Consider the following 25,096-nt stretch of genomic DNA (forward strand, 5'->3'; position numbering starts at 1 on the left):
TGCAACTCGCGCCGCGTCACCCCAACCGGAACAGCCGCCGCAGCGCGCCCCATTGGCTCAGCGCGACGCCTGCCAGGATCAGGGCCAGCGCGGCCAACAGGGCGGGCGGCAACGGCTCGCCCAGCAGGACGGCGCCAAAGATCACCGACCAGACCGGCACTTGGTAATTCGTCAGGCTCATAAAGGTGGGACCGGCGCTGCGGATCACCAGGATGCGCAGGAAGTTCGCCCCCGCCGTGGGCAGCAGCCCCAGAATTGCCAGCGCGGCCAGCGTCTGCGTGTCGGGCAGGGGCGGCGGCCCCTCCACCGCCCAGGCCACCGGCACCACCACCGCCGTTCCGATGAACAGCAGCACCGCCGCCAGCGCGACCGGATCCACCGGCGGCAGGCGGCGCGTCAGGATCGAGCCCGCAGCATAGCACGCCGCCGCCGCCAGGCAGGCAAGACGGCCAAAGACCTCTAGCCGGGCGCCCGTACTTTCAAAGGCCTGCCCGCCGATCAGCACCACCACACCCACGAATCCGATGGCAAAGCCCAGGGTGCGCCGCAGGCTCATCCGCTCGCCGGGGACGAAAAAATGCGCCAGCGGCAGGACCATCAACGCCACCGCCGCCATGGATACGCCGGCAAACCCGCTGGTGACATGCTGCTGCCCCCAGCTGAGCAGCATGAAGGGCACCGCAGAACTGAGCGCGCCGATGGCCAGGATCGACGGCCAGGCCCGCGCCGCCCCAGTGTAAAGCCGCCCGCCACGGATTGCCCAGATCGCCCCGGTCAGCGCCGCGGCAAAGCCGATGCGCCCGGCGGCCAGCCAGAAGGGCGTGATACCGCGCAGCGCAATCTCGATCACCATGAAGGTGGCGCCCCAGACCAGGCCCAGCGTGGCGACCATGGCCCAGTCGGCGGGGCGGATATCGGGGGGGCTTTGCATCGGGGACTCGTCGATAGGGATGAAACGAAATGACCCCGGCGCCGGGCCGGGGTCAATCCGAAACGTGATGGAAAAGAGAGGCTTAGTTCTTTTCCTTGTCCACCATCTTGCCGGCGGAAATCCACGGCATCATGCCGCGCAGTTTTTCGCCGACCTGTTCGATCTGGTGTTCGTCGTTCAGGCGGCGCGTGCCCTTGAAATAGGGCTGGCCGACGGCGTTTTCCTGCATGAAGTCGCGCACGAACTTGCCAGTCTGGATGTCGGTCAGAACCGCCTTCATCCGGGCCTTGGTTTCCTCGTAGGGCAGGATGCGCGGACCCGACACATACTCGCCATACTCGGCGGTGTTCGAGATCGAGTAGTTCATGTTGGCGATGCCGCCTTCGTAGATCAGGTCCACGATCAGCTTCACCTCGTGCAGGCACTCGAAATAGGCCATCTCGGGGGCATAGCCCGCCTCGACCAGGGTTTCGAAGCCCATGCGGATCAGTTCCACTAGGCCGCCGCACAGGACCGCCTGTTCGCCGAACAGGTCGGTTTCGCATTCCTCGCGGAAGTTGGTTTCAATGATGCCGGAGCGGCCGCCGCCGATGGCGGAGCAATAGGACAGGCCCAGTTCCAGCGCCTTGCCGGTGGCGTCCTGGTGCACGGCGACCAGGCAGGGCACGCCGCCGCCCTTGGTGTATTCGCCGCGCACGGTGTGGCCGGGCCCCTTGGGCGCCATCATGATGACATCGACGCCCGGCTTGGGCTCGATCAGGCCGAAATGCACGTTCAAACCGTGGGCAAAGGCGATCGCGGCGCCCTCGCGCAGGTTGTCATGGACGTATTTCTTGTAGGTCTCGGCCTGCAGCTCGTCGGGCATGGTGAACATGATCAGATCGCACCAGGCGGCGGCCTCGGCGATGCCCATCACGGCCAGGCCCTCGGCCTCGGCCTTCTTGGCCGAAGGGGAACCTTCGCGTAGCGCGACCGCCACGTTCTTGGCCCCCGAGTCGCGCAGGTTCAGCGCGTGGGCATGCCCCTGGGAGCCATAGCCCAGGATCGCCACTTTCTTGTCCTTGATCAGGTTGATGTCGCAGTCACGGTCGTAATAGACGCGCATGTGTTATCCCTCGTCGCAGCGTTTCCGGCGCCTGCCGGACCATATCCTGCGCTCCATAGCGGGTTTGGGCAACAAAGTGCAATGGCAAGCTGGCGTGCGGGTTACGCAGACAACCGAACCCCCATGCCCGCACGCATCAGCGTCTTGCGCACCGGCGGCAAGCCATAAAGCCCGGCAATGCCCGCCGCGCGCAGATCGCGCGCGATCCGCTCGCCCCGCATCGAGGTGCGATTCAGGATGTCGATGCCTGCGACACGCGCGGCGACCTCGGGGTGGCGGCGGCGGTGATACAGGTCCAGCATGCGGTCATTGCCGATATCGGCGGGGGCGGCGCGGGACAGTTCCAGCAGGACGCGGATGTCGGCCAGGCTCATGTTCAGGCCCTGCGCGCCGATGGGCGGGACCACATGGGCGGCCTCGGCGATCAGGGCGGTGCGTTCGGCCCACATGCGATGTGCGATCTGGCTGATGATGGGCCAGACGGTGCGGCGGGTTTCCAGTTTGAGCGGACCGTAAAGCGCGCCGGAACGCGCCGTCATCTCGGCGTTGAAATCGGCCTCTGGCAGGGCGGCCAGGCGCAGCACCTCTGGCCCGCGTTCCATCCAGACGATGGCAGAGCAGGGCCGGCCATCACGGTCGGGCAGGGGGACCAGCGTGAACGGCCCGCCCGAGCGGTGGATTTCGGTGGACACGTTGTTATGCGGTTCGGGATGGGTGACGGCAAAGGCCAGCGCCTTTTGTCCGTAGCGGATGGTCTTGGCGCCGATGTCCACGGCCTCGCGCACGGGGGAGTTGCGGCCGTCTGCGGCGATCAGCAGCTTGGCGCGCACGCGGGTTCCATCGGACAGGGTCACGCGGGCCTCGACATCGCGGGTCAGAACGCTGGCGGTGCCCGTGCCGGGGCGGAAGGTGACGTTGGGCAGCTCTTTCAGCCGGGCCAGGATTTCCCGGCGCAGCAGCCAGTTGGGCAGGTTCCAGCCAAAGGGCAGGTCGGACACGTCGCGCGCGTTGAAATCGCGGGTCACGCGGGGGGCGGGTGTCTTGCCGCCCGCATCCACGATGCGCATCACCTGCAGGTCCGTGGCAAAGGGGGCAAGCCGGTCCCATAGGCCCGCGTCCTTCAGCACCTTCAGTGAGGGTTGTAGGAAGGCGGTGGTGCGCAGGTCCGCGCCATCTGCGGTTTCCTCGGTCACCGGTGGGGCGGGGTCCACGCACAGAACGGAAAACCCGGCCGAACCAAAAGCCGCGGCCGCGGTGAGTCCGGCGACACCGCCGCCGGAAATCAGGATGTCGGTGGAATGATCGGTCATGTGGCGCCTCCTGAACCTCAGATAGCCCCTCCCGGCCCGAGGTCCAAGAGGAACCGGATCAGCCGCGCGTGATCAGCAGCAGGATGACCATGACAACGGGCACGGCGGCCACCGCGGGCAGGTACAGGCCCAGCACGCCCCACTTGATGACGGCCAGGGCCCACAGGCACAGCCCGCCGCCGATCAGGTACCAGATGTTGTCCTTGTCGCCGAACATCAGGTCGCGCAGGATCCAGCCAAACACCGGCACCGCCATCAGGATGCGCATCGCGCGGGACGGTTGTTCGATTGTATTCGAATGCATGCATATCTCCCTTTTGCCGGGCCATATCACCACATGCGGCAATTCGCAGAATGCGACAAAACGCCGCACCATGTGGCGGGGCGACCTGAAACCGCTATGCCACCAGCCGCCCCAGGAAGCCCGGCAGATCGTCGGTGTGATGATGGATGTGGGGCGCGTCGGCGGGGCTGGGCGCCACATGCACCGTGCGCATCCCCATCGCGTGCGGGGCGGCCAGATTGCGCGGGTCGTCCTCGAACATGGCAGCCTCCAGCGGCTCGATCCCGCCGCGGGCGAACACCGCCTCAAAGGCCGCGCGCTGCGGCTTGGGGCGGTAATCCGCATCCTCGACCCCGAAGACCCCGTCGAACACCCCGTCCAGCCCACGGGCCGCCAGCACGCGCTGGGCGTAATCGGCAGATCCGTTGGTATAAACGATCCGCCGGCCCGGTAGCGCGGTGATCCGTGCGCGCAGGTCGGGGTCCGGGTTCAGGTGATCCAGGGATATGTCGTGCACCTCGTGCAGGTAACGCTCTGGCGCGAGGCCGTGGATCTGCATCAGCCCGGCCAGCGTTGTGCCATATTCTGCCCAGTAGGCATGGCGCAGGCGATCGGCCTCGGGGCGCGTCACGTTCAACGCCTCCATCACGAAGGCAGTCATGCGCTGCTCGATCTGGTCGAACAGCCGCGCCTGGGGCGGATACAGCGTGTTGTCCAGGTCGAACACCCAGCCACGCACATGGGAAAAATCGCGTTGCACCATGGGGCTGGCTTAACCCGCTGCGGCAAAAGGCTCAATGCCCGGGGCTTGATCTGCTGCGCTGCAGAACCTTAATGTGGACCATCGTATGCAGGAGCCCCCGATGAAAGACACCCGCGCGACTCAAAAGGACGCCTACGAGATGATCCTCGAGGCGATCGATGTCGGCATTTATGGGCCCGGCGACCGTCTTGTCGAGAGTGAACTGGCCGAACGCTTCGGCGTGTCGCGGACCCCGATCCGCGAGGCGTTGCAACGGCTGGAAACGCAATCGCTGCTGGCCCGCGACGGGCGCAGCCTGATCGTCGCCTCGCTCAGCCATGACCAGATGGCCGAACTTTATGTTGTCCGCTCGGAACTGGAGGGGCTGGCGGCGCGTCTGGCCGCGCGCCACGCCACGGCCGAGGAGGTGCGCGTGTTGCGCAGCATGGTTCGGGACGACGAGGCGCTGCTGGAAGACCCTGCCGCACTGGCCCGTGCCAACCGGCGGTTCCACAAGCAGATCCACCTGGCCTCGCACAACCGTTATCTGGTGCAGCAGCTGGATCTGGTCTATCGGACGATGGCGCTGATGTCGACGACCTCGCTTGCGCTGGAGGGGCGCGGCTGCGACGCCCTGGCCGAACATGGGGTGATCGTGGCGGCGATCGAGGCGGGCGATGGCGACGCGGCCTATGAGGCGCTGAAAAGCCATATCTCGATGGCCTTCGAATCGCGTCTGCGCCACGATGCCGAACAGCTGATGGCCGAGGGCTGAGCCGCCCTAGCTGACGCCGTGGCGCGTCTTGTCCCAGTAGAAGGGGCGCGCGATCATTTCCCACACGCCCTTGTACAGCGCCAGCGTGGCCAGGGGGAAATAGACGTGCAGCGTGGGCAGCCAGGGGATCAGGCCCGGCTTGCCCGCCCGGCGTAACGCTTGAACGCCCACGGCCAAGGTGACCGTTTCACTGAACACGAACAGGCCGATCAGCCCGATCAGGGTGGGGGTCAGCCCTTGCGCGGCCAGCGGGTGCCCCATCCCCAGCAGCAGACCCCAGAAGGACCACAGGACCGGCATCAGCGCGAACTGGACCAACGTGCCCAGAAACAGGATCTGCACGCCGGCAAACCCCCAAGGCCCCAGTTGGCGCCATAGCTGCACCGGGGCGCGCATGTGGGTGGCCCAAGTCATTGCATAGCCTTTCAGCCAGCGCGAGCGTTGCTTGATCCAGGGCCAGGTCCGGCAATTGGCCTCTTCCTCGGTCACGCTGTCCAGGAATTCGGTGCGATAGCCATGGCGGGCCAGCCGCAGGCCCAGATCGGCATCCTCGGTCACGTTATGCGCGTCCCAGCCGCCCAGGGCCTCCAGCGCGGCGCGGCGGAAGAACAGCGTCGTGCCCCCCAGCGGCACGGGCAGGCCCAGCCGCGCAATCCCCGGCAGCACCACGCGGAACCAGGCGGCGTATTCCATGGCGAAACAGCGCGACAGCCAGTTCCGGTTGGTGTTGTAGAAATCCAGCCGGCCCTGCAGGCAGGCCACATCGCCCCCGCAGGCGTGGAAATGGGCGACCATGCGCTGCAACTGGTCGGGGGCGGGGGCATCCTCGGCGTCGTAGACCCCGACGATGGACCCGCGGCAGAATTCCAGCGCATAGTTCAAGGCGCGCGGTTTCGTTTTCAGCGCGCCGTCGGGCACGGTTAGGGTGCGGATCCACGCTGGCAGGACAGCGGTTTCCAGCATAGTTCGCGTGGGGGTATCCGCAGCCTCTGTCACCAGGCAGATGTCCAGCAGCGGGCGGGGGTAATCCAGCCGTTCCAGACGCTCGATCAGGCGCGCGGCGACCTCGGTTTCGCGGTGCAGCGGCACCAGAATAGAGACCACGGGCAGGCGGGCGATCACCGGCGGGGGCGACGGCGGGTCGGGGCGGCGACCGGCATGCAGCGCCTCGGCCAGGGCGCCGGCAGCTTTCAGCAAGGTGCCTAATGCCATCCAGGCCGCGGCCCACAGCGTCAGCGCGGCCAGTGCGCCCTGGGGGGCGACCAGCAACAGCGTCAGCACGGCCACCAGAAACAGCGCGACCGCCAGCCGTGGACCGGCGCCGGACCAGCTGCGACAGCTTTCCGTTTCAGGGACGCGGCGGGCGGCGTTTATGGCCAGGGCCGGGCCGAAATGCCGGGCCAGGGTATCCTGCACCTGCCGTTCGCTGCAAATCGTCATGATCGGCACGCCAAAGCCCGCAGGCAGGGCTGCGGTCTGGCGGGCGAAACAGTCGGGCCGGCTGGTGGCGATCAGCGTGGCAGACCCGATCCGGCGCAGGGGCATCCAGCCCTCGCGCAGGCAGCGCGCCACGCCCAGTTGCGCGACCAGGGTCTGGTCCGGCCGCAGATCAGCCGGTGCGGCGGCGGTGCCGTGGCAGCGGCACTGTGCGGCGACGATTTGTTCCGGCGATACAGCCCCCCGTGCGATCAGCAGATCCGCCAGCGGGATGTCCATCCGCGCGCGGTCTAGCACCGCGCGGTTCAGCGCGGCGGGTGTGATCGCCCCTTGGTCCAACAGCGCGGCGCACAGCCCGGCCTCGCCCCTGGGCAAGGACGCGCGCGCCGGGGCGGGCGGCGCGGGCGCAACAAGGGGAGCGATGAGGGACATGACTGACCTGCCTGAACGCGATCTGCGAAACTGGCAGGCGTAGGGTTAACAAAGCGTAAAGATCGCCCCGACCACCCAGCGGTCGAACGGCGCGGCGCCCGGCTCAGGCCCGTTGGGCCATCGCCGCGGCGAAGCGTTCGAACAGGTAATAACTGTCTTGCGGCCCCGGGCTGGCCTCGGGGTGATACTGCACCGAAAAGACTGGCCGATCCGCCATGCGGATCCCGCAGTTCGAGCCGTCGAACAGCGAGACATGGGTTTCCTTGACACCCTGCGGCAGGGTCTGGCTGTCCACGGTGAAACCGTGGTTCATCGAGGTGATCTCGACCTTGCCGGTTTCCAGGTCCTTGACCGGATGGTTGGCGCCGTGGTGTCCGTGGTTCATCTTGACCGTCTTGGCCCCCAGGGCCAGCGCCAGCATCTGGTGGCCCAGGCAGATGCCAAAGATCGGAATATCACGTTCCAGCACGCTCTGGATCATCGGCACGGCATATTCGCCGGTGGCCGCCGGGTCGCCCGGACCGTTGGACAGGAACACGCCCTCGGGTTCCAGCGCCAGCACATCCTCGGCGGTGGCGGTGGCGGGCAGCACGGTTACCTCGCACCCGGCAGAGGCCAGGCAGCGCAGGATGTTGCGTTTCGCGCCATAGTCGATGGCCACCACGCGATGGCCGGGCCCCTCGCGCCGGGTATATCCCTCGGGCCAGGCCCACCGCATTTCGTCCCAGCGGTAGGATTGCGCGCAGGTGACCTCGCGCGCCAGGTCCAACCCTTCCAGCCCGCAAAAGCCGCGCGCCTTGGCGACCAGCTTTTCGATGTCGAACTTGCCCTCGGGATCGTGGGCCAGGGCCACATGGGGGGCGCCCTGTTGCCGGATCGCGCGGGTCAGGCGGCGGGTATCGATCCCGCCAATGCCGATCCGCCCCTGCTTGGCCAGCCAGTTGGTCAGCGGTTCGGCCGCGCGCCAGTTGCTGGGGTCGGTCGGATCCCATTTCACCACCATGCCGGCGGCGACCGGGGCGGCGGTTTCGTCATCCTCGGGGTTCACCCCGACATTGCCGACATGCGGGAAGGTGAAGGTGACGACCTGCCCCGCGTAGGAGGGGTCGGTCATGATTTCCTGATAGCCCGTCATCGCCGTGTTGAAGCACAGCTCGGCGACCGTGTCGCCGGCGGCGCCGAAGCCCTGCCCATAGAAAAGCGTGCCGTCGGCTAGGGCCAGGCAGGCGGTTGGGCGGTCGGTGGGGGATGCGGGCATGACACTCTCCTGGTCGGCGATCGGGCGGAAACTAGGGGGGCGTGCGGAAAGAATCAAGAGGGGCGACAAAATGTGAAATTAAATAAAATCAGGCACATAGCGCTATTCACGCCAGCTTGTTTCGGATATGCGCCGCCGCTATTTTATCGCTTCCGCTCCCGATGGCGACAAGAGGATGCAAAATGGACCTGCGGACGCGCATCGCCGCTGCTTTGAAAGCGGCGATGAAGAACAAGGAACCTGAGCGGCTGGGCACCCTGCGGCTGATCAATGCGGCGATCAAGGATCGCGACATCGCGCTGCGCGGCGACGGGGCCGAGGATGGCGTCGGGGATGGCGAGGTGCTGTCGATTCTGGGGCGGATGGTCAAGCAGCGCCAGGAAAGCGCCCGCGCCTATGAGGAAGGCGGGCGCCTGGACCTGGCCGAGCACGAGCGCGCGGAGATCGCGGTGATCGAGGAATTCCTGCCCCGGCAACTGAACGACACCGAAGTCGCCGCCGCAATCGACAAGGCCATCGCCCGGCAAGAGGCGGACTCTATCCGCGATATGGGCAAGGTCATGGCCGCGCTGAAAGCGGACTATGCCGGGCGCATGGATTTCGGACAGGTCGGCCCCATGGTGCGGCAGCGACTGGCAGGCTAGAGCTTGCACCGGGCCGGGGGCGTGGCTAGACCTGCGACAAAAGGAGCATCGCTCCTCGGCCGTTTCTTGCCCGCAAGGGCTTGCGCCGGGCGGTAGCCGCGCCATCTAGGGGCGGCGGGGCGCGGGCGCGGGCCACGCGGGAAGACTGACAGGGCCAGCGGGCCGCAGACCCAGACAGGAGCGTGAAATGCTGAACTATTTCAAGAACGTGAAGCCGGAAGACTGGCCCGCCGTGATCCTGCGCGGCGCCGCGCTGGCGTTGATCGTGATCCACCTTTTCACGGCGTTCTTCATCTACTACCACATCATCTTCGTGATCACCGCGATCGTGCTGGGCCTGCTTCTGGCCCGCGAGATGTACGAGGATCTGGCGCAGCGCTTCTTCCGCCTGAAGGCCGAGGAATACGAAAAGGATCTGCGCGAGCTGAAGGAAGGCCAAGAGGCCGAACACAAGCACCCCAACCTGCTGATCGAGGGGCGGGCGGCCATGCGCGACATCACCGAGCGCAAGTCCAAGAACTGAACGTCCCCCCGCGTCCTCAGTCGAAGACGCGGGGAAACGTCTGCTGCAGCGCCACGTCCAGATCGGCCATCGTGACCGGCAGGCCCAGGTCCACCAGGCTGGTGACGCCATGGCCCTGGATGCCGCAGGGAACGATCCCCCCGAAATGGGAAAGGTCGGGTTCCACGTTGATGGCGATCCCGTGGAAGCTGACCCAACGGCGCAGTCGGACCCCGATTGCCGCGATCTTGTCCTCGCGCGGGCTGCCGTCGGCGGCCGGGGGCAGATCGGGCCGCACCACCCAGACGCCCACGCGGCCCGCGCGCCGCTCGCCCTTGACGTTGAACGCGTCCAGCGTGGCGATCACCCATTCCTCAAGCTGCCAGACGAATTGCCGCACATCGCGGCCGCGCGCGCCAACATCCAGCATCGTGTAAACCACCCGCTGGCCGGGTCCGTGATAGGTATACTGCCCGCCGCGCCGTGTCTGGAACACGGGAAAACGGTCCGGGTCGGTCAGGTCGCGCGGATCGGCGGATGTCCCTGCGGTGTAAAGGGGGGGGTGTTCCAGCAGCCAGATCGCCTCGGGCGCGGTGCCTGCGGCGATCGCCTCGGCGCGCGCTTCCATCCGGGCGCAGGTGTCTTGATAGGGGCTCAGCCCGGGCAGAATGCTCCATTCCGGGGTCATATGTTCACTTTCCGCTTTCCAGCCTTGACAGATGTCGCGCGGCGCCGCGACACTTGATTGCATTATGACTGCCACGCCGGTCCGCCGGCGGCGCCTTGCCCGGGGAGGGAACCGATGACCAAGAGACATATTGTAATGGCCTGCCTTGCCGCAAGCCTGACCGTGACGCCGGTGACGCGCGCGGCTGCAGATGGCAGCGACGTCGTAGGCGGCATCATTGGCGGGATCATCGGCGGCGCCATCGTGAACGAGGCGCAGCGCGCCAAGAGCAAGAAGAAGAAAACGGTCTATGTCAGCCCGGTGTCGGCCGCGACCCGCGCCCAGAACCGCGAGATTCAGACCTCGCTGAACTATTTCGGCTTCCCGGCCGGGGTGGTCGACGGCGTGATGGGGCAGAACTCTCGCAATGCCATTTCGCAGTATCAGGCCTTCATGGGATATGCCGTGACGGGCTCGCTGGCGCCCTACGAAAAGGATTTCCTGGTGTCGTCCTACCATCGGGCGATCGCGGGCGGACCGGCGACCAGCCAGATGGTGGCCGCCAGCCCGATGGGGCCGCGCGGGCTGCTGAAGGCCTACCAGCGTGAACTGGCCACCGGCGGTGCCGCTGGCATGGCCGGGGGTGCCATGGGCGGGACCATGGCCACGATGCCCGGCGCCGCGCCGGGCATGGCGCCGCCGCCGCAATCCATGCCCTCGGTGCCGGTCACGGTTCCCGCGGCCACGCCGCCCGCCGCCGCAACCCCGCCGGTCACGACCCCGCCCGCGGCTACCGTGCCGTCGATGCCCAACTTCATGGCCGGGGGCGACGGGCCCTCGCTGGCCTCTCATTGCAACAAGGTCAGCCTGTTGACCAACAGCAATGGCGGTTTCACCACGTTGGCCAGCATGTCTGACCCGGCCTTCGCGCTGAGCGAACAGTTCTGCCTGGCACGGACCTATGCGATTGCCGAGGGCGAGGATCTGGTGCGCAAGGTCGCCCAGATCCAACCCGACGAGATCGCCGCCCAGTGCGAGGCCCTTGGGCCGCTGCTGAAGGACCATGTCGCCGCTCTGTCCCTGAAATCCCAGTCCGAGGTGCTGCGCGATGTCAGTACCTTCGTGCTGAACGCGGGCATGGCGCCCGAGCAGCTGGCCGGCACCGCCAAGATCTGCATGTCCGTCGGCTATCGCAGGGATAACATGACGGTCGCGATCGGGTCGGGACTGCTGCTGGTGGTCTTGGGCGAGAAGGTCTACGCAGAACTGATCGGCCATCATCTCAGCCAGGGCTTTGGCACCTCGCGCCGTCCCGACCTGGCGATGGCCTGGTATGATACGGCGCTGACGGCGCTGGATTCCGGTGCGGTTGCGGTCTTCGCCCCCGGTCAGCCGGAACGCAACGCCCTGATCCGCAAGGCCGCCTACAGCCTGGGCGGGCGTGACAGCAGCCGTGCCGTACCCAGCTTTGACAACACGCCGAAGCCGACCGCCTTGCCCAGCTTCAGCGTCGAGAACTGACACCGCCACCGCGGCGCGGGGCCAGCCCCGCGCCGCGTGCGACCATCGCGAAAAAGCGAAAATTCCCCTTCACATCCCAAGGCCAAGCGGATAAGAACCCGCGCACTATCCGGCGCGTGCGGTCGTGGCGGAATTGGTAGACGCGCAGCGTTGAGGTCGCTGTGGGGTAACTCCCGTGGAAGTTCGAGTCTTCTCGACCGCACCATTTTCCAACAGAATCCAATCGGCAGATCGGGGTGTCACATGCCCTGTTCAGCTGGTGTGGCCGGTGCCCGTCACCCCTTGTCTGCGCGGGTTGGCTTGCCCTTGCTGCCCGGGTGCCGCAGTCGGCGCCACAGTGGCGCGATATCCAGTGCGGCGACCGCCACGCCCAGCGGGATCATCCAGAAGCCGAGAATTGGCAGGAAGCCCAGCAGGCCGCCGCAGATCAGCACCAGCCCCAGCACCAGCCGCAGGCCCGGCGGCACTTTGCGCCGGATCGTGCGCAGCCACTGTCTGAAGCGGCTGCGCAAGGTCGTGGGCGCGGCGTGCATGGGGTCTCAGTCCTCCATCGCCTCCAGCTCGTCGATCATGCCCGAGATCATCGACAGCCCCTTGTCCCAGAAGGCCGGGTCGGAGGCATCCAGACCGAAGGGCGCCAGCAAGTCCTTGTGATGCTTGGACCCGCCCGCCTTGAGCATCTCGAAATACTTGTCCTGGAAGTCTGTGCCGCTTTCCTCGTAGACCGCATACAGCGCGTTCACCAGCCCGTCGCCAAAGGCATAGGCATAGACGTAGAAGGGCGAGTGGACGAAATGCGGGATATAGGCCCAGAAGGTTTCGTACCCGTCCATGAACTCGAACACGGGGCCAAGGGATTCGCCCTGCACGCTCATCCAGATGTCGTTGATATTTTCGGGCGTCAGTTCGCCGCCGCGCCGGGCCTCGTGCAGCTTGCATTCGAAATCGTAGAACGCGATCTGGCGGACGACCGTGTTGATCATGTCCTCGACCTTGCCCGCCAACAGGGTCTTTTTCTGGGCGGGCGTTTCGGCGGCGGCCAGCAGCTTGCGGAAGGTCAGCATTTCCCCGAACACCGACGCGGTTTCGGCCAGCGTCAGCGGTGTGGAGGCCAGCAACTCGCCCTGCGGCGCGGCCAGCACCTGATGCACCCCGTGGCCCAGTTCATGCGCCAGGGTCATCACGTCGCGCGGCTTGCCCAGATAGTTCAGCATCACATAGGGGTGCACATCCGTCACCGTGGGATGGGCAAAGGCCCCCGGCGCCTTGCCCGGTTTCACGCCCGCGTCGATCCAGCCCTTGGTGAAGAAGGGTTCCGCGATCTCGGCCATCTTCGGCGAGAAATCGGCATAGGCCTCCATCACCGTGGCCTTGGCGGTATCCCAGTCCACGGTTTTCGGTTCCTCAATAGGCAGCGGCGCGTTGCGGTCCCAGACCTGTAGCGTGTCCAGACCCATCCATTTGGCCTTCAGCGCGTAATAGCGGTGCGAGAGCTTGGGATAGGCCGCGACCACCGCGTCGCGCAGGGCCTGCACGACCTCGGGTTCCACGTGGTTGGCCAGGTGCCGGCCCGTTTGCGGCGTGGGCATCTTGCGCCAGCGGTCCTCGATTTCCTTTTCCTTGGCCAGCGTGTTGTGGACACGGGCAAAGGTCTTGATGTTCCCGCCAAAGACCCGGGCCAGTTCGCGCGCGGCCGCCTCGCGGTTTTCGCGGTCGGGGTCGGTCAGGAAATTCAGCGTGCCCTCGATGCCGAAGGGTTCGCCGTTCACCTCGAATTCCAGCCCGGCGATGGTTTCGTCGAAAAGCTTGTTCCAGGCCGAGGCGCCCACCACCGATTGGTCGTGCAGGAATTTCTCCAGCTCATCCGACAGCTGGTAGGGCCGCATCGCGCGCAGCCGGTCGAAAACGGGCTTGTAGCGGGCCAGATCGGCATTTTCGGCAAAGACCGCATCCAGCCGCGCATCGTCGATGCGGTTGATTTCCAGCGTGAAGAAGACCAGCGGCGTGGTGAAGGTGGTGATCTTGTCCTGGCAGTCGGACAGGAACTTGGCCCGTTCCGCATCCACCGTGTTCTGGTAATAGCGCAGCCCGGCATAGGACATCAGCCGCCCCGAGATGCGGTCGATGGCCTCGTACCGGTCGATGCAGGTCAGCCAACCGGCGGCGTCCAGATCGGCCAGCTTGCCCTCGTAATCAGAGGCAAAGGCGGCGCATTCGGTTGCCAGCCAGTCCAGATCGCGGGCGATTTCCGGCGCGTCGGGGGCGGAATACAGGTCGCTCAGATCCCAGTCGGGCAACTTGCCCAGGTCGCCCCCTCCGCTAGCATTGGCGTCGAAGACGGGGGCGGGCGGGGTGATGCGCATGGGAAACCTCTTATCCTTTGTTCGCCCTAGAGATAGAGCGCTGTTCGCCCTAGAGATAGAGCGCGGGGGTAGGGGGCTTCAAGCCGTGGCAGGCCCCTTGCGCCGCATGGACAGTGTGCGGGTGGGCGGCTAGGCAGGCGGCAACCGCTGTCCCAGCTATAGGAAATCTCCATGCAAACCTGTTCCCTGTGCGGCGCCGAGGGCGCGACCGATTACACCGTGGGCCCGCGCGAGGACGTGATCGCGCTGTGCGACACCTGCCGCGCGGGGGTAGAACAGGCGCCGCAGGACGCCCCCCATTGGCAATGCCTGCACGAAGCGGTCTGGAGTACCGAACCCGCGGTGCAGGTCGTCGCCTACCGGGTGCTGAAGCGGCTGGTCGGGGCGCCCTGGGCGCATGAGTTGCTGGAAATCGCCTATCTGGAACCGGACGTTCTGACCTGGGCCGAGGCGGGCCTGTCCGACGATCCCGAGGTGATCCACCGCGACACGAACGGCGCGGTGCTGGCGGCGGGCGATACCGTGACGTTGATCAAGGATCTGCCGGTCAAGGGCGCAGGCTTTACCGCCAAGCGCGGCACCGCGGTTCGCAACATCGCGCTGGTGCCCGACAACGCCGCCCATATCGAAGGCCGGGTCGAGGGCCAGCGCATCGTCATCCTGACCGAGTTCGTGAAGAAGTCGTAAGGCCTGCCGGCCACCGGTGGGGCGGATCTACCCCCACGCGGCCAGCATCGCGCGCAGATCGTCCAATGTGTTGGCCTCTGCCACCGGCTTGTCCCGCCGCCAGCGCGCCATGCGGGGGAAGCGCAGGGCAAGGCCGGATTTGTGGCGCGGGCTTTCCTGGATGCCTTCGAACGCGATTTCGAAGACATGCTCGGGCTTTACCTGCCGCACGGGGCCAAAGCGTTGCAGCGTATTGCGGCGCACCCACTGGGTGATTTCGCGGAATTCCGCATCCGTCAGCCCGGAATAGGCTTTGGTGAACGGCACCAGTTCCCCATCGTGCCAGACCGCAAAGGTGAAATCGGTATAAAGCGTCGCCCGCCGCCCGTGGCCGGCCTGGGCATAGATCATCACCGCGTCCACGCTTAGCGGATCCAGCTTCCATTTCCACCAGTCGCCCTTTTTCCGGCCTGACAGGTAGGGCGCATCGGCGCGTTTCAGCATGACGCCCTCGGCGCCGATGTCGCGCGCGCCGGACCGGGTTTCGGCCAGGGCCGCCCAATCGTCAAAGGGCAGCAGCGGCGACGGGCGGATCGGCGCATCGGCGGGCAGGGCGGCGATGATCGCGTTCAGCCGGGCGCGGCGATCCGACAGGGGGCGCTGGCGGATATCCTGGCCGTCCTCCTCCAGTAGGTCATAGGCGGTGAACACCACCGGGGCCTCGGCCAGCAGTTTTTTCGGCACGCTTTTTCGCGTGATCCGCTTTTGAAGCGCGGCAAAGGGCAGGGGGCGGCCGTCCGCCCAGGCCAGGATCTCTCCATCCAGCGCGATGCCGGGGCGCAGGAAATCGCGGGCCGCCACCAGTTCGGGAAAACGGTCTGTCATCAACTCTTCGCCCCGCGACCAGACGAAATGATCGCCGCCCCGCACGATCAGTTGCCCGCGGATGCCGTCCCACTTGTATTCGGCCAGCCAGTTGGCTGGATCGCCCAGGGCATCGGGCGTGCCATCGACCTGGTAGGCCAGGTAGAACGGATAGGGGCGCGCCTGTTGCGCGGCCGGGTCGGGCGTCTCGATCAATCCGGCCCAGCTGGTGGTGGCGGGCGTCCAGTCGCCCATCAGGCGGTGGGCAAGCTCTGCCTCGTCAATTCCCGTGGCGCGGGACAGCGCGCGGGTCATCAGCTTTTGACTGACGCCGACGCGAAAACCCCCGGTCAGCAGCTTGTTGAACAGGAACCGCTCGGTCCGGTCCAGCCGGTCCCAGGCGGCCAGGATGCGGGCCTTGCGTTCGCTATCCTCCATGCCGGCAAGGGTTGCGATCTCGGCCATCCAGTCGGACAGGCTGGCCGTACTGGTGCCGCTGGGGTCGGGCAGAACCAGCGCGATGGTTTCGGCCAGATCGCCCACAACCGGATAGCATTCCTCGAACAGCCACAGCGGCAGGCCCGCCCGTTCCGCCGCCCATTCGCGCAGGCGCGTGGTCGTGACCGCGCGCCGGGGGCGGCGGCCCGACAGCAGCGCGACGGTCCATAACCTGTCATCCTCGGGGGCCTGGGTGAAATACGCGGCCAGCGCGTCGACCTTGGGGGTGATTTTCGTTGTGCGATCCAGCGCGGTGAACAGGGCGGCAAAGCGTTTCATGGCTGATCCGTGGCCGTGTCCAGCGACTCGCCCTCATAGGCGGTTTCCACGATGTCGGCGTCATAGCCCTGTTCGGCCAGCCAGCGGCGAAAGACGGCGGTGTAGCCATGGGTAACAAACACCCGCTGCGCCCCGGTTTCCCGGATCGCCGCGTTCAGCCCGGTCCAATCCGCATGATCGGACAGCACGAAACCGCGATCCGCACCGCGCCGCCGCCGCACCCCGCGCAGGGCCATCCAGCCCGAGGCGATCCCGGTGGCAGCGGGGCCAAAGCGCCGCGCCCAGGGCCCCGCCAGCGCCGACGGCGGGGCAAGGACCAGCGCGCCCATGTGCGCCTTGAGGTCCGTGTCGGGGGTGACAGGCACGGTCGCGGGCAGGGCGATGCCCTGGGCGCGCATCACGGCGCAGGTGGCCTCGACCGCGCCATGGGTCAGGATCGGGCCGATACCCGTATCCACGCCCGCCAGCAGGCGCTGTGCCTTGCCCAACGCATAGGCCCCCAGCAGGCTGAACCGGCCCTGGGCGGCATTTTCGGCCCACCATGCGTTTATGTCGGTCATCACTTCCGCCTGCGGGCGCCAGCGAAAGATCGGCAGGCCGAAGGTGCATTCGCTGACGAAGGCGTGGCAGCGGATCGGTTCGAAGGGGTCGGACAGGCCGTCCTGTTCCAGCTTGTAATCGCCAGAGATCACCCAGACTTCGCCCCCGACCTCTATGCGGATCTGGGCAGAGCCGGGCACGTGCCCCGCGGGGTGAAAGGACACCTGCGCATCGCCGATCCGCCGTGTTTCGCCATAGGCGATGGTTTCCAATGGAATGTCGCCCAATCGATGCCGCATCACCGGCGCGGCGCTGGCGGTGGCCAGATAGCGGCGATGCCCAGGCCGGGCATGATCGGCATGGCCATGGGTAACCAGCGCGCGGTCCACGGGCCGCCAGGGATCGACGAAGAAATCCCCCGCCGGACAGTAGATGCCGCGATCGGTGAAGCTCAGAACAGCCATGCGGGCGAGTATAGGGCGCGGTGACCGGGGGGCCAGAACCCCTCAGACTGGCTGGCGGGCATGGGCCAGGAAATGTTCCGCCGCCTGGTCGAAGACCCGGGCGCGAATCTCGGGGCGTTCCATCATCACCTCGTGCCGGGCGCCCCGGATCAGTTCCAGCCGTCCTTCGGGCCAGTCATCCATTCGCACGCGGATCGCCTCGGGGCAGACGATGCGTTCATCGGTGCCCAGCCAGGTCAGCACCGGCAAATCGGGCACGGGGGCGCGGATCAACTGGCGGCTTTCGCGCAGCGCCTCGTGCAGCCAGGCCAGGCTGGGGCCGCTGACCGCCAGTTCGGGATAGCGGGTCAGTTGGCGGCGCATATGGGCGAACATCTCTGGGTCCGTGGTCAGGTCGTTGCCCTCGAACGCATTGTCCAGCAACACGCCATCGCCCGCCTTGCCGGGCGTGTAGCGCCCGCCCAGCCCCAGCGGTCGGCTGGCGGCGCTGAGGGTCCAGGCCACCGGGCGCAGAGCGGGCGCCATCGAAATGCCCCACATAGGCGCGCTGAAGGCCGCTGCAGCCACATCCAGCCCCCGCATCAACGCGCGCAGGCCGATTGCCCCGCCCATGGAATGCCCCAGCAGGAAGAACGGCCGCGGCAGGCCCAGATCGCGCACAGCGGCCTGTACCGCGTCCACGTCGCACTGATAGGCGTCGAACCTGTCCACATGCCCCAGGCGCGCATCCCCGTGCAGCCGGTCGGCCAGCCCTTGCCCGCGCCAGTCCACCGCCACGGTGGCCAGCCCGCGGTCGCGGAAATCGCGCGCCGCCCGGCCGTATTTTTCAGCAAACTCGGTGCGCCCGCAGAAAAGCAGCACCGTTCCATCGGGCGCGTCGCGCCCCCACAGGGCAATGCGCAGGCGCACGCCATCGGCGGCCCGCAGCCAACGGGCGGTGCCGTCCGCCGGGCCGTCCGCGATGTCGCGATAAAGGGGGGCGGGTTCCACCGGGGCGCGGATCAGGTAAAGATTTGCGCCAGGCGCATCGCCATGCCCATGTCGCCGTCGATCTTCAGCTTGCCGGACATGAAGGCGGCGGTCGGGTTCAGATCGCCCTCCAGCATGTCGCGGAACGTGTCCAGCGTCGCGCTGAGCGTCACGTCGGCGGCGTCGTCGCCCAGCCGCGCGCCTTCCGAATCGATCACGATGGCGCCCTCGTCCTCGATATCGAACTTGGCCACGCCGTCGATGCCGCCCTCGATCTTCTCGCGCAGCACCTCCAGGGCCTGTTCCATCATCTCGCTCATGCTGTCTCCTCCGAAAATGTGAACGCGGGGCTGTCGCCATGGCTGGTGTCCGCGCTATGCTGATACACGTTATGGGGATCAGTTTGCGACTTCTCAATCCTGTCGTTGCGGCATTTTGTGCCGCCCTGCCGCTTGCGACGCCGGTCTGGGCGGATGGGGGGCGCGCCGCAGAGCTGTTGCAGGAATTGCAGCGCCCCGACCTGCCGAACTGGCAACGCGTCGAAGAGGCACTGTGGGCAGAGTGGTCGAAATCGGGTTCGGCCACGGCCGATCTGCTGCTCAAACGCGGACGCGACGCGATCGAGGCCGAGGACTGGCCCAAGGCCATCGCACACCTGACCGCGCTGACCGATCACGCCCCCGATTTCGCCGAAGGGTTCAACGCCCGGGCGCTGGCCTATTTCAGGTCGGGTCTTTACGGGCCGGCAGTCGCAGACCTGTCCCATGTGCTCACGCTCAACCCCGATCATTTCGGCGCGCTGACCGGGCTGGCCACCATCCTTGAGGAAACCGGGCGGCACGCCGCCGCGTTGCAGGCCTACCGCGCCGCCCGCGCTATACATCCCCACGATCCTGACCTAGAAGATGCCGTGAACCGGCTGGAACCCAAGGTGACCGGCCAGACGCTCTGAGGCGCGGGCGAAGGGGCAGAGAATGGCAAGCGAGGCGCGGATCACGGCGGTCCTCGGGCCCACCAATACCGGCAAGACCCACTATGCGATCGAGCGGATGCTGGCGCATCGGACCGGCGTGATCGGCCTGCCGCTGCGGTTGCTGGCGCGCGAGGTCTACGACCGCATCGTTGCCCTGCGCGGCCCCTCGGTCGTGGCCCTGGTCACCGGCGAAGAGCGGATCGTACCCGAGCGCACGCAATACTGGGTCTGCACGGTCGAGGCGATGCCGACCGGGCTGGGCGCGGATTTCCTGGCCGTGGACGAGATCCAGCTTTGCGCCGATCCGGAACGCGGCCACGTGTTCACCGACCGGCTGCTGCATGCGCGGGGCTTGCACGAAACGCTGTTCCTGGGGGCGGCCACGATGCGCGGGGCCATTGCGGCCCTGGTGCCCAAGGCGCGGTTCATGTGGCGGGAACGGTTTTCGACCCTGACCTACACCGGCGCGCGCAAGATCAGCCGCATGAAACCCCGCGCGGCCATCGTGGGGTTTTCCGTCGATACGGTCTACGCGAATGCCGAATTGATCCGCCGGCAAAAGGGCGGCTGCGCCGTGGTCATGGGTGCGCTGTCGCCCCGCACCCGCAACGCGCAGGTGGAGCTGTATCAGAACGGCGACGTGGATTACCTGGTGGCCACCGATGCCATCGGCATGGGGCTGAACCTGGATATCCGGCATATCGCCTTTTCCAGCCTGGCGAAATTCGACGGGCGGCGCATGCGCCTGCTGGCCCCCAACGAACTGGCGCAGATCGCAGGGCGTGCGGGGCGGCATACGCAGGATGGCACCTTCGGCGTCACGGGCGAGGCGCCGCAGCTGGACCCCGAGGTTGCCGACGCGATCATGGACAGCCGCTTTGCCCCGATCCGCAAGTTGCAGTGGCGCAATTCGCGGCTGGATTTCGGCACGCCCGAGCGCTTGATTGCCGCGCTTGAGGCGCCGACCTCGGACGACTGGCTGGTTCGCGCGCGCGAGGCCGACGATCTGCATGCCTTGAAAACCCTGGCGGCCGATCCCGCGCTGCGCGACCGGCTGGGGGATGCGCGGGATGTGCGCCTGCTGTGGGATGTGTGCCGCATCCCCGATTTTCGCGGCATTTCCGCGGCTGAACATACGGGCATGCTGGAACGGATCTTCGGGTTCCTGCAGGAAACGGGGCAGGTGCCCGACGACTGGCTGGCCGGACAGGTGCGCCGGATCGACCGGACAGAAGGCGACATTGACACGCTGTCGAAACGCTTGGCCTATATCCGGACGTGGACCTATGTCGCACAGCGAACGGGCTGGGTCGCGGACGAAGCCCATTGGCGCGGCGTGACCCGCGCGGTAGAAGACCGTCTGTCGGATGCGCTGCACGGTGCGCTGACGCAAAGATTTGTTGACCGGCGGACCAGTGTGCTGCTTCGCCGGTTGAAGCAGAAGGAGAGCCTTGTGGCCGAGGTGAACGACAAGGGTGAAGTGACGGTCGAGGGGGAGTTCATCGGCCGGCTGGAAGGGTTCCGGTTTCGGCAGGATGCCTCTAGCAGCCCCGACGAGGCCAAGACCCTGCGCCAGGCGGCGCTGGTCGCGCTGGGGCCTGAATTCAACCTGCGCGCGGATCGTCTGTATAACGCCCCCGATACCGAACTGGATTACACCGAGCAGGGCGGCCTGATGTGGGGCGAACACTCGGTCGGCAAGCTGGTGGCCGGGGCCGATCCGCTGAAACCCACCGTCGCCGCCTTTGTCGACGACGAGGCCGGGCCGGAGGTCGCCGAAAAGGTGCGCCGCCGCCTGCAGCATTTCATCGACCGCAAGATCGCCACCCTGTTCGAGCCGCTGCTGAACCTGCAACGGGACGAGGCGCTGACCGGGCTGGCGCGCGGCTTCGGCTTTCAGATGGTCGAGGCGTTGGGCGTGCTGCCGCGCGAAAGCGTTGCCCAGGATGTCAAACAGCTGGATCAGGACGCGCGCGGCGCGCTGCGCAAGCATGGCATCCGCTTCGGGCAATATACCATCTTCATGCCCCTGCTGCTGAAACCCGCGCCGACCCGCCTGCGGCTGGTGCTGGATTCGCTGGCCCGTGGTCTGGACGAGTTTCCCGAAAGCCCGCCGCCGGGCCTGGTGACGATCCCCGTGACCGAGGGGCTGCCGCAGGACTATCATCGCCTGTCGGGCTACCGTGCCGCGGGCAGCCGCGCCATCCGCATCGACATGTTGGAGCGTCTGGCCGACCTGCTGCGCGCCGAGGACAGCCGCGGCGGGTTTGAGGCCAAGGCCGACATGTTGTCGATCACCGGCATGACGCTGGATCAGTTCGCCGACCTGATGCAGGGCCTGGGCTACAAGGCAGAGCGGGGCGAACGCCCCAAGGTCAAGGCCGCGCCAGAGGCACCGGCGGATACCCCCGCCGAGGCAGAGCCCCCCGCCGAGGATGCCGCGCCGACGGAGACGGAAGCGGTTGAAGCCCCGGACGAGGCGCAAGAGGCCGAACAGGCCCCCGTGCCGACCGATGCGGACCAGCCCGCCGATGCCCCCGACACGGGCGAGGCCGCCCCGGAAATCGAGGTGTTCTATACCTTTACCTGGGCGCCCCGGCGCAAGGGCGGGGCCGCGCGTCCGCGCGGCGACCGTCCCCAGGGCAACAAGGGCAAGCCTCGCGGCAAACCGGGCGGCAAGCCCAAGGGCGGCCCGCGCCCCGACAAGGCCAAGAACTTCGAGGCCCGCCCGCCCCGCAAGGAAAAGCCGATCGACCCCGACAACCCCTTCGCCGCTGCGCTGATGGGGCTGAAGGACAAGAAGTAGCGCGTGACCGACACGCCCGCCCCACGCATCCGCCTGGACAAGTGGCTGTGGCAGGCGCGTTTCTTCAAGACGCGGACGCTGGCGGCCAAGGTCGTCGCCGGTGGCCATGTCCGCGTGAACGGGACCAAGACCGACAAGCCCGGCGCGCGGGTCGGCCCGGGCGATACGCTGACCTTTGCCCAGGGCCGCGATATCCGCGTGGTTCGCATCGTGGCGCCGGGCGAACGCCGCGGTCCCGCGCCCGAGGCGCGCACCCTTTACGATGACTTGACCCCGATCAAGGACAAGCCGCCCCCCGCCCCCCGATACGAGGGCGGCGGCCGCCCCACCAAAAAGGCCCGCCGCGGGATCATGCGGGGCAACATACCGCCCTTTGAATGAGCATCCCGCCGCTTGAATGATCGAACGCCCTGATTTAGCTAGGGGCCAACACGCAAGAACGAGAGTCTGCACATGACCTACGTCGTTACCGACAACTGCATCGCCTGCAAATATACCGACTGTGTCGAGGTCTGCCCCGTGGATTGCTTCTACGAGGGGGAGAACGCGCTGGTGATCCATCCTGACGAGTGTATCGACTGCGGCGTGTGCGAACCGGAATGTCCCGCCGATGCCATCCGCCCGGATACCGAACCGGACATGGACGAGTGGGTGGAGTTCAACCGCAAATACGCCGAGATTTGGCCCAACATCGTGACCCGCAAGGATCCGCTTCCCGAGGCGGCCGAGCGCGACGGCGAGGCCGGCAAGCGCGACAAGTACTTCTCTGAGGCGCCGGGCGAAGGCGGCTGAGCGATTCGCGCCCTCTGCCCGCTCTTCGGGCAGGAAAAGAAAAGTGGTCTCAAAGGGTTGACCTTGAGTCCGCCGGGTGGTGCTTTCCCCCGGCGGAATTTTCTGTTATCTTTGCTTCATAAATGGCCGACCGAAACCTGACCGCCACCCGCAGTGCTGCTCGTCTGTGGAGTGGTTTTTTAGCGCCGTAGTGAACTTGGCCTCGGGTCCGCAGGATCCGAAGGGCAGGTTTCTCTTTGCGGGCGCTTGCCAGGGGTCCATGCGAGGAAGAACTGAATGACCAAGACCAAGAAATCCGAGTTTCGCCCCAACGATTTCGTCGTCTACCCTGCCCATGGCGTGGGCAAGATCGTCTCGATTGAGGAACAGGAAATCGCGGGTATCCCGCTGGAACTGTTCGTCATCTCCTTCGAGAAGGACAAGATGACCCTGCGCGTCCCGACGAACAAGGCGACCGAGGTGGGCATGCGCTCGCTGTCCTCGCCCGATGTCGTGTCCGAGGCGATGCAGGTGTTGCGTGGCAAGGCCCGGGTGAAGCGCGCGATGTGGTCCCGCCGCGCCCAGGAATACGAACAGAAGATCAATTCGGGCGACCTGATCGCCATCGCCGAGGTCGTGCGCGACCTGCACCGCACCGACGACCAGCGCGAGCAGAGCTATTCCGAGCGTCAGCTTTACGAAGCGGCCCTGGAGCGCCTGACGCGTGAGGTTGCCGCCGTGTCCGGTGCCGATGAGGCCGCCGCGCAGAAACAGGTGGGCGAGGTTCTGGTGTCCCGGGCGGCCTGATCGTCCCCCAACGCCTATTGAACCGCGGCCCCCATGTGGGCCGCGGTTTTTTCATGGCCGGTCAGAGCGTGATCGGCTCCAGCACCTGCGGTTCGATGACATCGACCTCGGTCAGTGCGTCCTTGAGAAGCTGCGCCGACTGTTCCAGCAGCGGGAAGGTGCGGTAATGGCAGGGGATCACCGTCTTGAAGTTGAAGAAGGTCCGCGCCGCATAGGCCGCGCGCTGCATGTCCATGGTGAAATGCCCCCCCGCGCACAGGATGCCGATGTCCGGCGCGTGCAGGTCGTTAAAGATCTCCATGTCCGCCATCACGTCCGTATCGCCGGTGACATAGATCGTGTGGCCCTCGCCGCGGAGCATGAACCCAGCCTCGCCCCCGGTATAGATCGGCCCGTCCGGCCCCGACACGGATGACGAATGCACCGCGTTGACCATCGTCACGGCGACATCGCCCAGGGCGACCGTGCCGCCCTTGTTGAAGCCGATGACCTCGATCCCCTCTTTTTCCTGCCACCAGGTCATCAGGTCATAGATGCCCACGCAGGGGATGCCCAATTCGCGCGCGATGGCGATCGCATCCGCCGAATGGTCGCCATGGCCGTGGGTCAGCAGTACGTGGGTGGCCCCCCCGATCGCCTCGGCGCGCCGATCCTCGGGAAACATCGGATTGCCCGCCAGCCAGGGATCGACCAGCAGGATCTGATCCGCGATCTCGATACGAAAGCCGGAATGGCCGAGCCACGTGATTTTCATGGGAATCTCCCTATGTGAACCTTGGTCGGACCATAGCAAAGAGCACCGCGATTCCCCATGGACTGGATGCGCCAGATCGACGCCTACTGCGAACGCACCGACCCCGCCTTCTGGGCCGAGCCGGTGAACGCGCTGACCAACGCCGCCTTTCTGCTGGCTGCGGCAGTGATGTGGCCGCGGGTGCGCGGCCTGCCGCTGGCGCGCGCGCTATGCGTTGTGCTGGGGTTGATCGGCATCGGCAGTTTTCTGTTTCACAGCATCGCAACCACCTGGGCCGCGATGGCCGATGTGTTGCCGATTCTGGGCTTTATCCTGCTGTATCTCTATGTCGCGCATCGGGAGTTCTGGGGGCTGGGCCGCTGGTCCGCACTGGGGCTGACCGCGGCGTTCTTTCCCTATGCGGCGGCGACCGCACCGCTTTTCGGGTTGGTCCCCGGGTTGGGCAGTTCCGCCGGATACGCGCCGGTCGCGCTGCTGATCGGGCTGCACGCCCTGTTCCTGCGCCGCCGCGCGCCCGCCACGGCGCGCGGCCTGGCCCTGGGCGCGGGGCTGCTTGCCGTTTCGATCACGTTCCGCAGTCTGGACGACCCTATCTGCGCAGCCCTGCCGCTGGGCACGCATTTCATGTGGCATATTCTGAACGCGGTCATGCTGGGCTGGATGATCGAGGTCTATCGACGCCACGCCCGCCGCAGCGCCCCCCTCTGACCGCGGCGCGGGGTGGCGGCCCCGGGA

26 protein-coding genes and 1 tRNA gene are annotated in these 25,096 nt (G+C 66.7%); 12 read left to right on the forward strand and 15 right to left on the reverse strand.

The window, feature by feature from the left end; genetic code table 11:
- Positions 1-16 precede the first annotated feature (16 nt).
- The 5 genes from EV656_RS12475 to EV656_RS12495 form a co-directional block, all read right to left on the reverse strand.
- Positions 17-931 (reverse strand): DMT family transporter, encoded by a 915-nt coding sequence (locus tag EV656_RS12475; RefSeq protein WP_242468985.1) that lies wholly within the window; start codon positions 929-931, stop codon positions 17-19.
- 82 nt (positions 932-1,013) lie between these two features.
- Positions 1,014-2,036: a ketol-acid reductoisomerase gene (gene ilvC, locus EV656_RS12480; protein ID WP_132604585.1), complete on the reverse strand. Its 1,023-nt coding sequence runs from the start codon at positions 2,034-2,036 to the stop codon at positions 1,014-1,016.
- A 101-nt stretch (positions 2,037-2,137) separates the two neighbouring features.
- Positions 2,138-3,346: a UbiH/UbiF family hydroxylase gene (locus EV656_RS12485; RefSeq protein WP_132604588.1), complete on the reverse strand. Its 1,209-nt coding sequence runs from the start codon at positions 3,344-3,346 to the stop codon at positions 2,138-2,140.
- Positions 3,347-3,404: 58 nt separating this feature from the next.
- Complete coding sequence (locus tag EV656_RS12490; RefSeq protein ID WP_132604591.1) at positions 3,405-3,650, reverse strand: hypothetical protein; 246 nt, start codon at positions 3,648-3,650, stop codon at positions 3,405-3,407.
- Between the two features lie 94 nt (positions 3,651-3,744).
- The gene (locus tag EV656_RS12495) at positions 3,745-4,392 is read right to left on the reverse strand and encodes a pyrimidine 5'-nucleotidase (RefSeq protein WP_132604594.1); all 648 of its coding nucleotides are present in this window, start codon (positions 4,390-4,392) and stop codon (positions 3,745-3,747) included.
- A 100-nt stretch (positions 4,393-4,492) separates the two neighbouring features.
- On the opposite strand from EV656_RS12495, the gene EV656_RS12500 reads away from it, so the two are divergent.
- Positions 4,493-5,146 (forward strand): GntR family transcriptional regulator, encoded by a 654-nt coding sequence (locus tag EV656_RS12500; protein WP_132604597.1) that lies wholly within the window; start codon positions 4,493-4,495, stop codon positions 5,144-5,146.
- Between the two features lie 6 nt (positions 5,147-5,152).
- On the opposite strand, the gene EV656_RS12505 is transcribed toward EV656_RS12500, so the two are convergent.
- Both EV656_RS12505 and carA read right to left on the reverse strand, forming a co-directional pair.
- The gene (locus EV656_RS12505; protein ID WP_132604600.1) at positions 5,153-7,015 is read right to left on the reverse strand and encodes a glycosyltransferase family 2 protein; all 1,863 of its coding nucleotides are present in this window, start codon (positions 7,013-7,015) and stop codon (positions 5,153-5,155) included.
- A 103-nt stretch (positions 7,016-7,118) separates the two neighbouring features.
- The gene (gene carA, locus EV656_RS12510) at positions 7,119-8,273 is read right to left on the reverse strand and encodes a glutamine-hydrolyzing carbamoyl-phosphate synthase small subunit (RefSeq protein ID WP_132604603.1); all 1,155 of its coding nucleotides are present in this window, start codon (positions 8,271-8,273) and stop codon (positions 7,119-7,121) included.
- 182 nt (positions 8,274-8,455) lie between these two features.
- Here carA and EV656_RS12515 point away from each other — a divergent pair, with 182 nt between their 5' ends.
- Together EV656_RS12515 and EV656_RS12520 are read left to right on the forward strand one after the other, a co-directional pair.
- Complete coding sequence (locus tag EV656_RS12515) at positions 8,456-8,917, forward strand: GatB/YqeY domain-containing protein (RefSeq protein WP_132604606.1); 462 nt, start codon at positions 8,456-8,458, stop codon at positions 8,915-8,917.
- Positions 8,918-9,104: 187 nt separating this feature from the next.
- The gene (locus tag EV656_RS12520; RefSeq protein WP_132604609.1) at positions 9,105-9,440 is read left to right on the forward strand and encodes a hypothetical protein; all 336 of its coding nucleotides are present in this window, start codon (positions 9,105-9,107) and stop codon (positions 9,438-9,440) included.
- 16 nt (positions 9,441-9,456) lie between these two features.
- Here the strand turns inward: EV656_RS12520 and lipB are convergent, their stop codons facing one another.
- The gene (gene lipB, locus EV656_RS12525) at positions 9,457-10,107 is read right to left on the reverse strand and encodes a lipoyl(octanoyl) transferase LipB (protein WP_200276512.1); all 651 of its coding nucleotides are present in this window, start codon (positions 10,105-10,107) and stop codon (positions 9,457-9,459) included.
- A 114-nt stretch (positions 10,108-10,221) separates the two neighbouring features.
- Between lipB and EV656_RS12530 the strand changes: the two genes are divergently transcribed.
- Positions 10,222-11,607 carry a peptidoglycan-binding domain-containing protein gene (locus EV656_RS12530; protein ID WP_242468984.1) on the forward strand — a complete coding sequence of 462 codons (1,386 nt, stop codon included), beginning with the start codon at positions 10,222-10,224 and terminating at the stop codon, positions 11,605-11,607.
- 118 nt (positions 11,608-11,725) lie between these two features.
- Positions 11,726-11,812, forward strand: a tRNA-Leu gene (locus EV656_RS12535).
- A 70-nt stretch (positions 11,813-11,882) separates the two neighbouring features.
- On the opposite strand, the gene EV656_RS12540 is transcribed toward EV656_RS12535, so the two are convergent.
- Together EV656_RS12540 and EV656_RS12545 are read right to left on the reverse strand one after the other, a co-directional pair.
- Positions 11,883-12,140 (reverse strand): hypothetical protein, encoded by a 258-nt coding sequence (locus EV656_RS12540; protein WP_132604615.1) that lies wholly within the window; start codon positions 12,138-12,140, stop codon positions 11,883-11,885.
- A gap of 6 nt (positions 12,141-12,146) precedes the next feature.
- Complete coding sequence (locus EV656_RS12545) at positions 12,147-13,970, reverse strand: M3 family oligoendopeptidase (protein ID WP_132604618.1); 1,824 nt, start codon at positions 13,968-13,970, stop codon at positions 12,147-12,149.
- A gap of 171 nt (positions 13,971-14,141) precedes the next feature.
- Here EV656_RS12545 and EV656_RS12550 point away from each other — a divergent pair, with 171 nt between their 5' ends.
- A complete protein-coding gene (locus EV656_RS12550) occupies positions 14,142-14,657 on the forward strand; it encodes an alkylphosphonate utilization protein (protein ID WP_132604621.1) in 516 nt (171 codons plus the stop codon).
- Between the two features lie 27 nt (positions 14,658-14,684).
- On the opposite strand, the gene EV656_RS12555 is transcribed toward EV656_RS12550, so the two are convergent.
- Genes EV656_RS12555 through EV656_RS12570 form a run of 4 tightly spaced genes read right to left on the reverse strand, consistent with a single transcriptional unit; the run spans position 14,685 to position 18,570 of the window.
- A complete protein-coding gene (locus EV656_RS12555; RefSeq protein ID WP_132604624.1) occupies positions 14,685-16,277 on the reverse strand; it encodes an ATP-dependent DNA ligase in 1,593 nt (530 codons plus the stop codon).
- On the reverse strand, positions 16,274-17,281 hold the full coding sequence (locus EV656_RS12560) for a ligase-associated DNA damage response exonuclease (protein ID WP_132604627.1): 1,008 nt from the start codon (positions 17,279-17,281) through the stop codon (positions 16,274-16,276). The genes EV656_RS12555 and EV656_RS12560 overlap by 4 nt, the downstream gene beginning before the upstream one ends.
- 42 nt (positions 17,282-17,323) lie before the next feature.
- Positions 17,324-18,271 carry an alpha/beta fold hydrolase gene (locus EV656_RS12565; protein ID WP_132604630.1) on the reverse strand — a complete coding sequence of 316 codons (948 nt, stop codon included), beginning with the start codon at positions 18,269-18,271 and terminating at the stop codon, positions 17,324-17,326.
- Between the two features lie 11 nt (positions 18,272-18,282).
- Positions 18,283-18,570 carry an SCP2 sterol-binding domain-containing protein gene (locus EV656_RS12570; RefSeq protein ID WP_132604633.1) on the reverse strand — a complete coding sequence of 96 codons (288 nt, stop codon included), beginning with the start codon at positions 18,568-18,570 and terminating at the stop codon, positions 18,283-18,285.
- Positions 18,571-18,653: 83 nt separating this feature from the next.
- Between EV656_RS12570 and EV656_RS12575 the strand changes: the two genes are divergently transcribed.
- From EV656_RS12575 to EV656_RS12595, 5 genes are all read left to right on the forward strand, one after another.
- Positions 18,654-19,202 (forward strand): tetratricopeptide repeat protein, encoded by a 549-nt coding sequence (locus tag EV656_RS12575; RefSeq protein ID WP_243695705.1) that lies wholly within the window; start codon positions 18,654-18,656, stop codon positions 19,200-19,202.
- A 22-nt stretch (positions 19,203-19,224) separates the two neighbouring features.
- On the forward strand, positions 19,225-22,029 hold the full coding sequence (locus EV656_RS12580) for a helicase-related protein (RefSeq protein ID WP_132604639.1): 2,805 nt from the start codon (positions 19,225-19,227) through the stop codon (positions 22,027-22,029).
- Between the two features lie 3 nt (positions 22,030-22,032).
- The gene (locus EV656_RS12585; RefSeq protein WP_132604642.1) at positions 22,033-22,410 is read left to right on the forward strand and encodes an RNA-binding S4 domain-containing protein; all 378 of its coding nucleotides are present in this window, start codon (positions 22,033-22,035) and stop codon (positions 22,408-22,410) included.
- A gap of 72 nt (positions 22,411-22,482) precedes the next feature.
- Entirely contained in the window at positions 22,483-22,821 is a 339-nt protein-coding gene (gene fdxA / locus EV656_RS12590; RefSeq protein ID WP_132604644.1) for a ferredoxin FdxA, read from the forward strand.
- Between the two features lie 276 nt (positions 22,822-23,097).
- Positions 23,098-23,607: a CarD family transcriptional regulator gene (locus EV656_RS12595; RefSeq protein ID WP_132604646.1), complete on the forward strand. Its 510-nt coding sequence runs from the start codon at positions 23,098-23,100 to the stop codon at positions 23,605-23,607.
- Between the two features lie 61 nt (positions 23,608-23,668).
- Here the strand turns inward: EV656_RS12595 and EV656_RS12600 are convergent, their stop codons facing one another.
- Entirely contained in the window at positions 23,669-24,361 is a 693-nt protein-coding gene (locus EV656_RS12600; RefSeq protein WP_132604648.1) for a metal-dependent hydrolase, read from the reverse strand.
- A gap of 57 nt (positions 24,362-24,418) precedes the next feature.
- On the opposite strand from EV656_RS12600, the gene EV656_RS12605 reads away from it, so the two are divergent.
- Entirely contained in the window at positions 24,419-25,069 is a 651-nt protein-coding gene (locus EV656_RS12605) for a ceramidase domain-containing protein (RefSeq protein ID WP_132604650.1), read from the forward strand.
- The last annotated feature ends 27 nt before the right edge of the window (positions 25,070-25,096 follow it).

It is taken from the genome of Rhodovulum adriaticum, assembly GCF_004345735.1.
GTDB lineage: Bacteria > Pseudomonadota > Alphaproteobacteria > Rhodobacterales > Rhodobacteraceae > Rhodovulum > Rhodovulum adriaticum.

Excerpts from the sequence above, each read along its gene's own strand:
- EV656_RS12475 (WP_242468985.1), bottom strand. The coding sequence starts at position 931 with ATGCAAAGCCCCCCCGATATCCGCCCCGCCGACTGGGCCATGGTCGCC.
- ilvC (WP_132604585.1), bottom strand. The coding sequence starts at position 2,036 with ATGCGCGTCTATTACGACCGTGACTGCGACATCAACCTGATCAAGGAC.
- EV656_RS12485 (WP_132604588.1), bottom strand. The coding sequence starts at position 3,346 with ATGACCGATCATTCCACCGACATCCTGATTTCCGGCGGCGGTGTCGCC.
- EV656_RS12490 (WP_132604591.1), bottom strand. The coding sequence starts at position 3,650 with ATGCATTCGAATACAATCGAACAACCGTCCCGCGCGATGCGCATCCTG.
- EV656_RS12495 (WP_132604594.1), bottom strand. The coding sequence starts at position 4,392 with ATGGTGCAACGCGATTTTTCCCATGTGCGTGGCTGGGTGTTCGACCTG.
- EV656_RS12500 (WP_132604597.1), top strand. The coding sequence starts at position 4,493 with ATGAAAGACACCCGCGCGACTCAAAAGGACGCCTACGAGATGATCCTC.
- EV656_RS12505 (WP_132604600.1), bottom strand. The coding sequence starts at position 7,015 with ATGTCCCTCATCGCTCCCCTTGTTGCGCCCGCGCCGCCCGCCCCGGCG.
- carA (WP_132604603.1), bottom strand. The coding sequence starts at position 8,273 with ATGCCCGCATCCCCCACCGACCGCCCAACCGCCTGCCTGGCCCTAGCC.
- EV656_RS12515 (WP_132604606.1), top strand. The coding sequence starts at position 8,456 with ATGGACCTGCGGACGCGCATCGCCGCTGCTTTGAAAGCGGCGATGAAG.
- EV656_RS12520 (WP_132604609.1), top strand. The coding sequence starts at position 9,105 with ATGCTGAACTATTTCAAGAACGTGAAGCCGGAAGACTGGCCCGCCGTG.
- lipB (WP_200276512.1), bottom strand. The coding sequence starts at position 10,107 with ATGACCCCGGAATGGAGCATTCTGCCCGGGCTGAGCCCCTATCAAGAC.
- EV656_RS12530 (WP_242468984.1), top strand. The coding sequence starts at position 10,222 with ATGACCAAGAGACATATTGTAATGGCCTGCCTTGCCGCAAGCCTGACC.
- EV656_RS12540 (WP_132604615.1), bottom strand. The coding sequence starts at position 12,140 with ATGCACGCCGCGCCCACGACCTTGCGCAGCCGCTTCAGACAGTGGCTG.
- EV656_RS12545 (WP_132604618.1), bottom strand. The coding sequence starts at position 13,970 with ATGCGCATCACCCCGCCCGCCCCCGTCTTCGACGCCAATGCTAGCGGA.
- EV656_RS12550 (WP_132604621.1), top strand. The coding sequence starts at position 14,142 with ATGCAAACCTGTTCCCTGTGCGGCGCCGAGGGCGCGACCGATTACACC.
- EV656_RS12555 (WP_132604624.1), bottom strand. The coding sequence starts at position 16,277 with ATGAAACGCTTTGCCGCCCTGTTCACCGCGCTGGATCGCACAACGAAA.
- EV656_RS12560 (WP_132604627.1), bottom strand. The coding sequence starts at position 17,281 with ATGGCTGTTCTGAGCTTCACCGATCGCGGCATCTACTGTCCGGCGGGG.
- EV656_RS12570 (WP_132604633.1), bottom strand. The coding sequence starts at position 18,570 with ATGAGCGAGATGATGGAACAGGCCCTGGAGGTGCTGCGCGAGAAGATC.
- EV656_RS12580 (WP_132604639.1), top strand. The coding sequence starts at position 19,225 with ATGGCAAGCGAGGCGCGGATCACGGCGGTCCTCGGGCCCACCAATACC.
- fdxA (WP_132604644.1), top strand. The coding sequence starts at position 22,483 with ATGACCTACGTCGTTACCGACAACTGCATCGCCTGCAAATATACCGAC.
- EV656_RS12595 (WP_132604646.1), top strand. The coding sequence starts at position 23,098 with ATGACCAAGACCAAGAAATCCGAGTTTCGCCCCAACGATTTCGTCGTC.
- EV656_RS12600 (WP_132604648.1), bottom strand. The coding sequence starts at position 24,361 with ATGAAAATCACGTGGCTCGGCCATTCCGGCTTTCGTATCGAGATCGCG.
- EV656_RS12605 (WP_132604650.1), top strand. The coding sequence starts at position 24,419 with ATGGACTGGATGCGCCAGATCGACGCCTACTGCGAACGCACCGACCCC.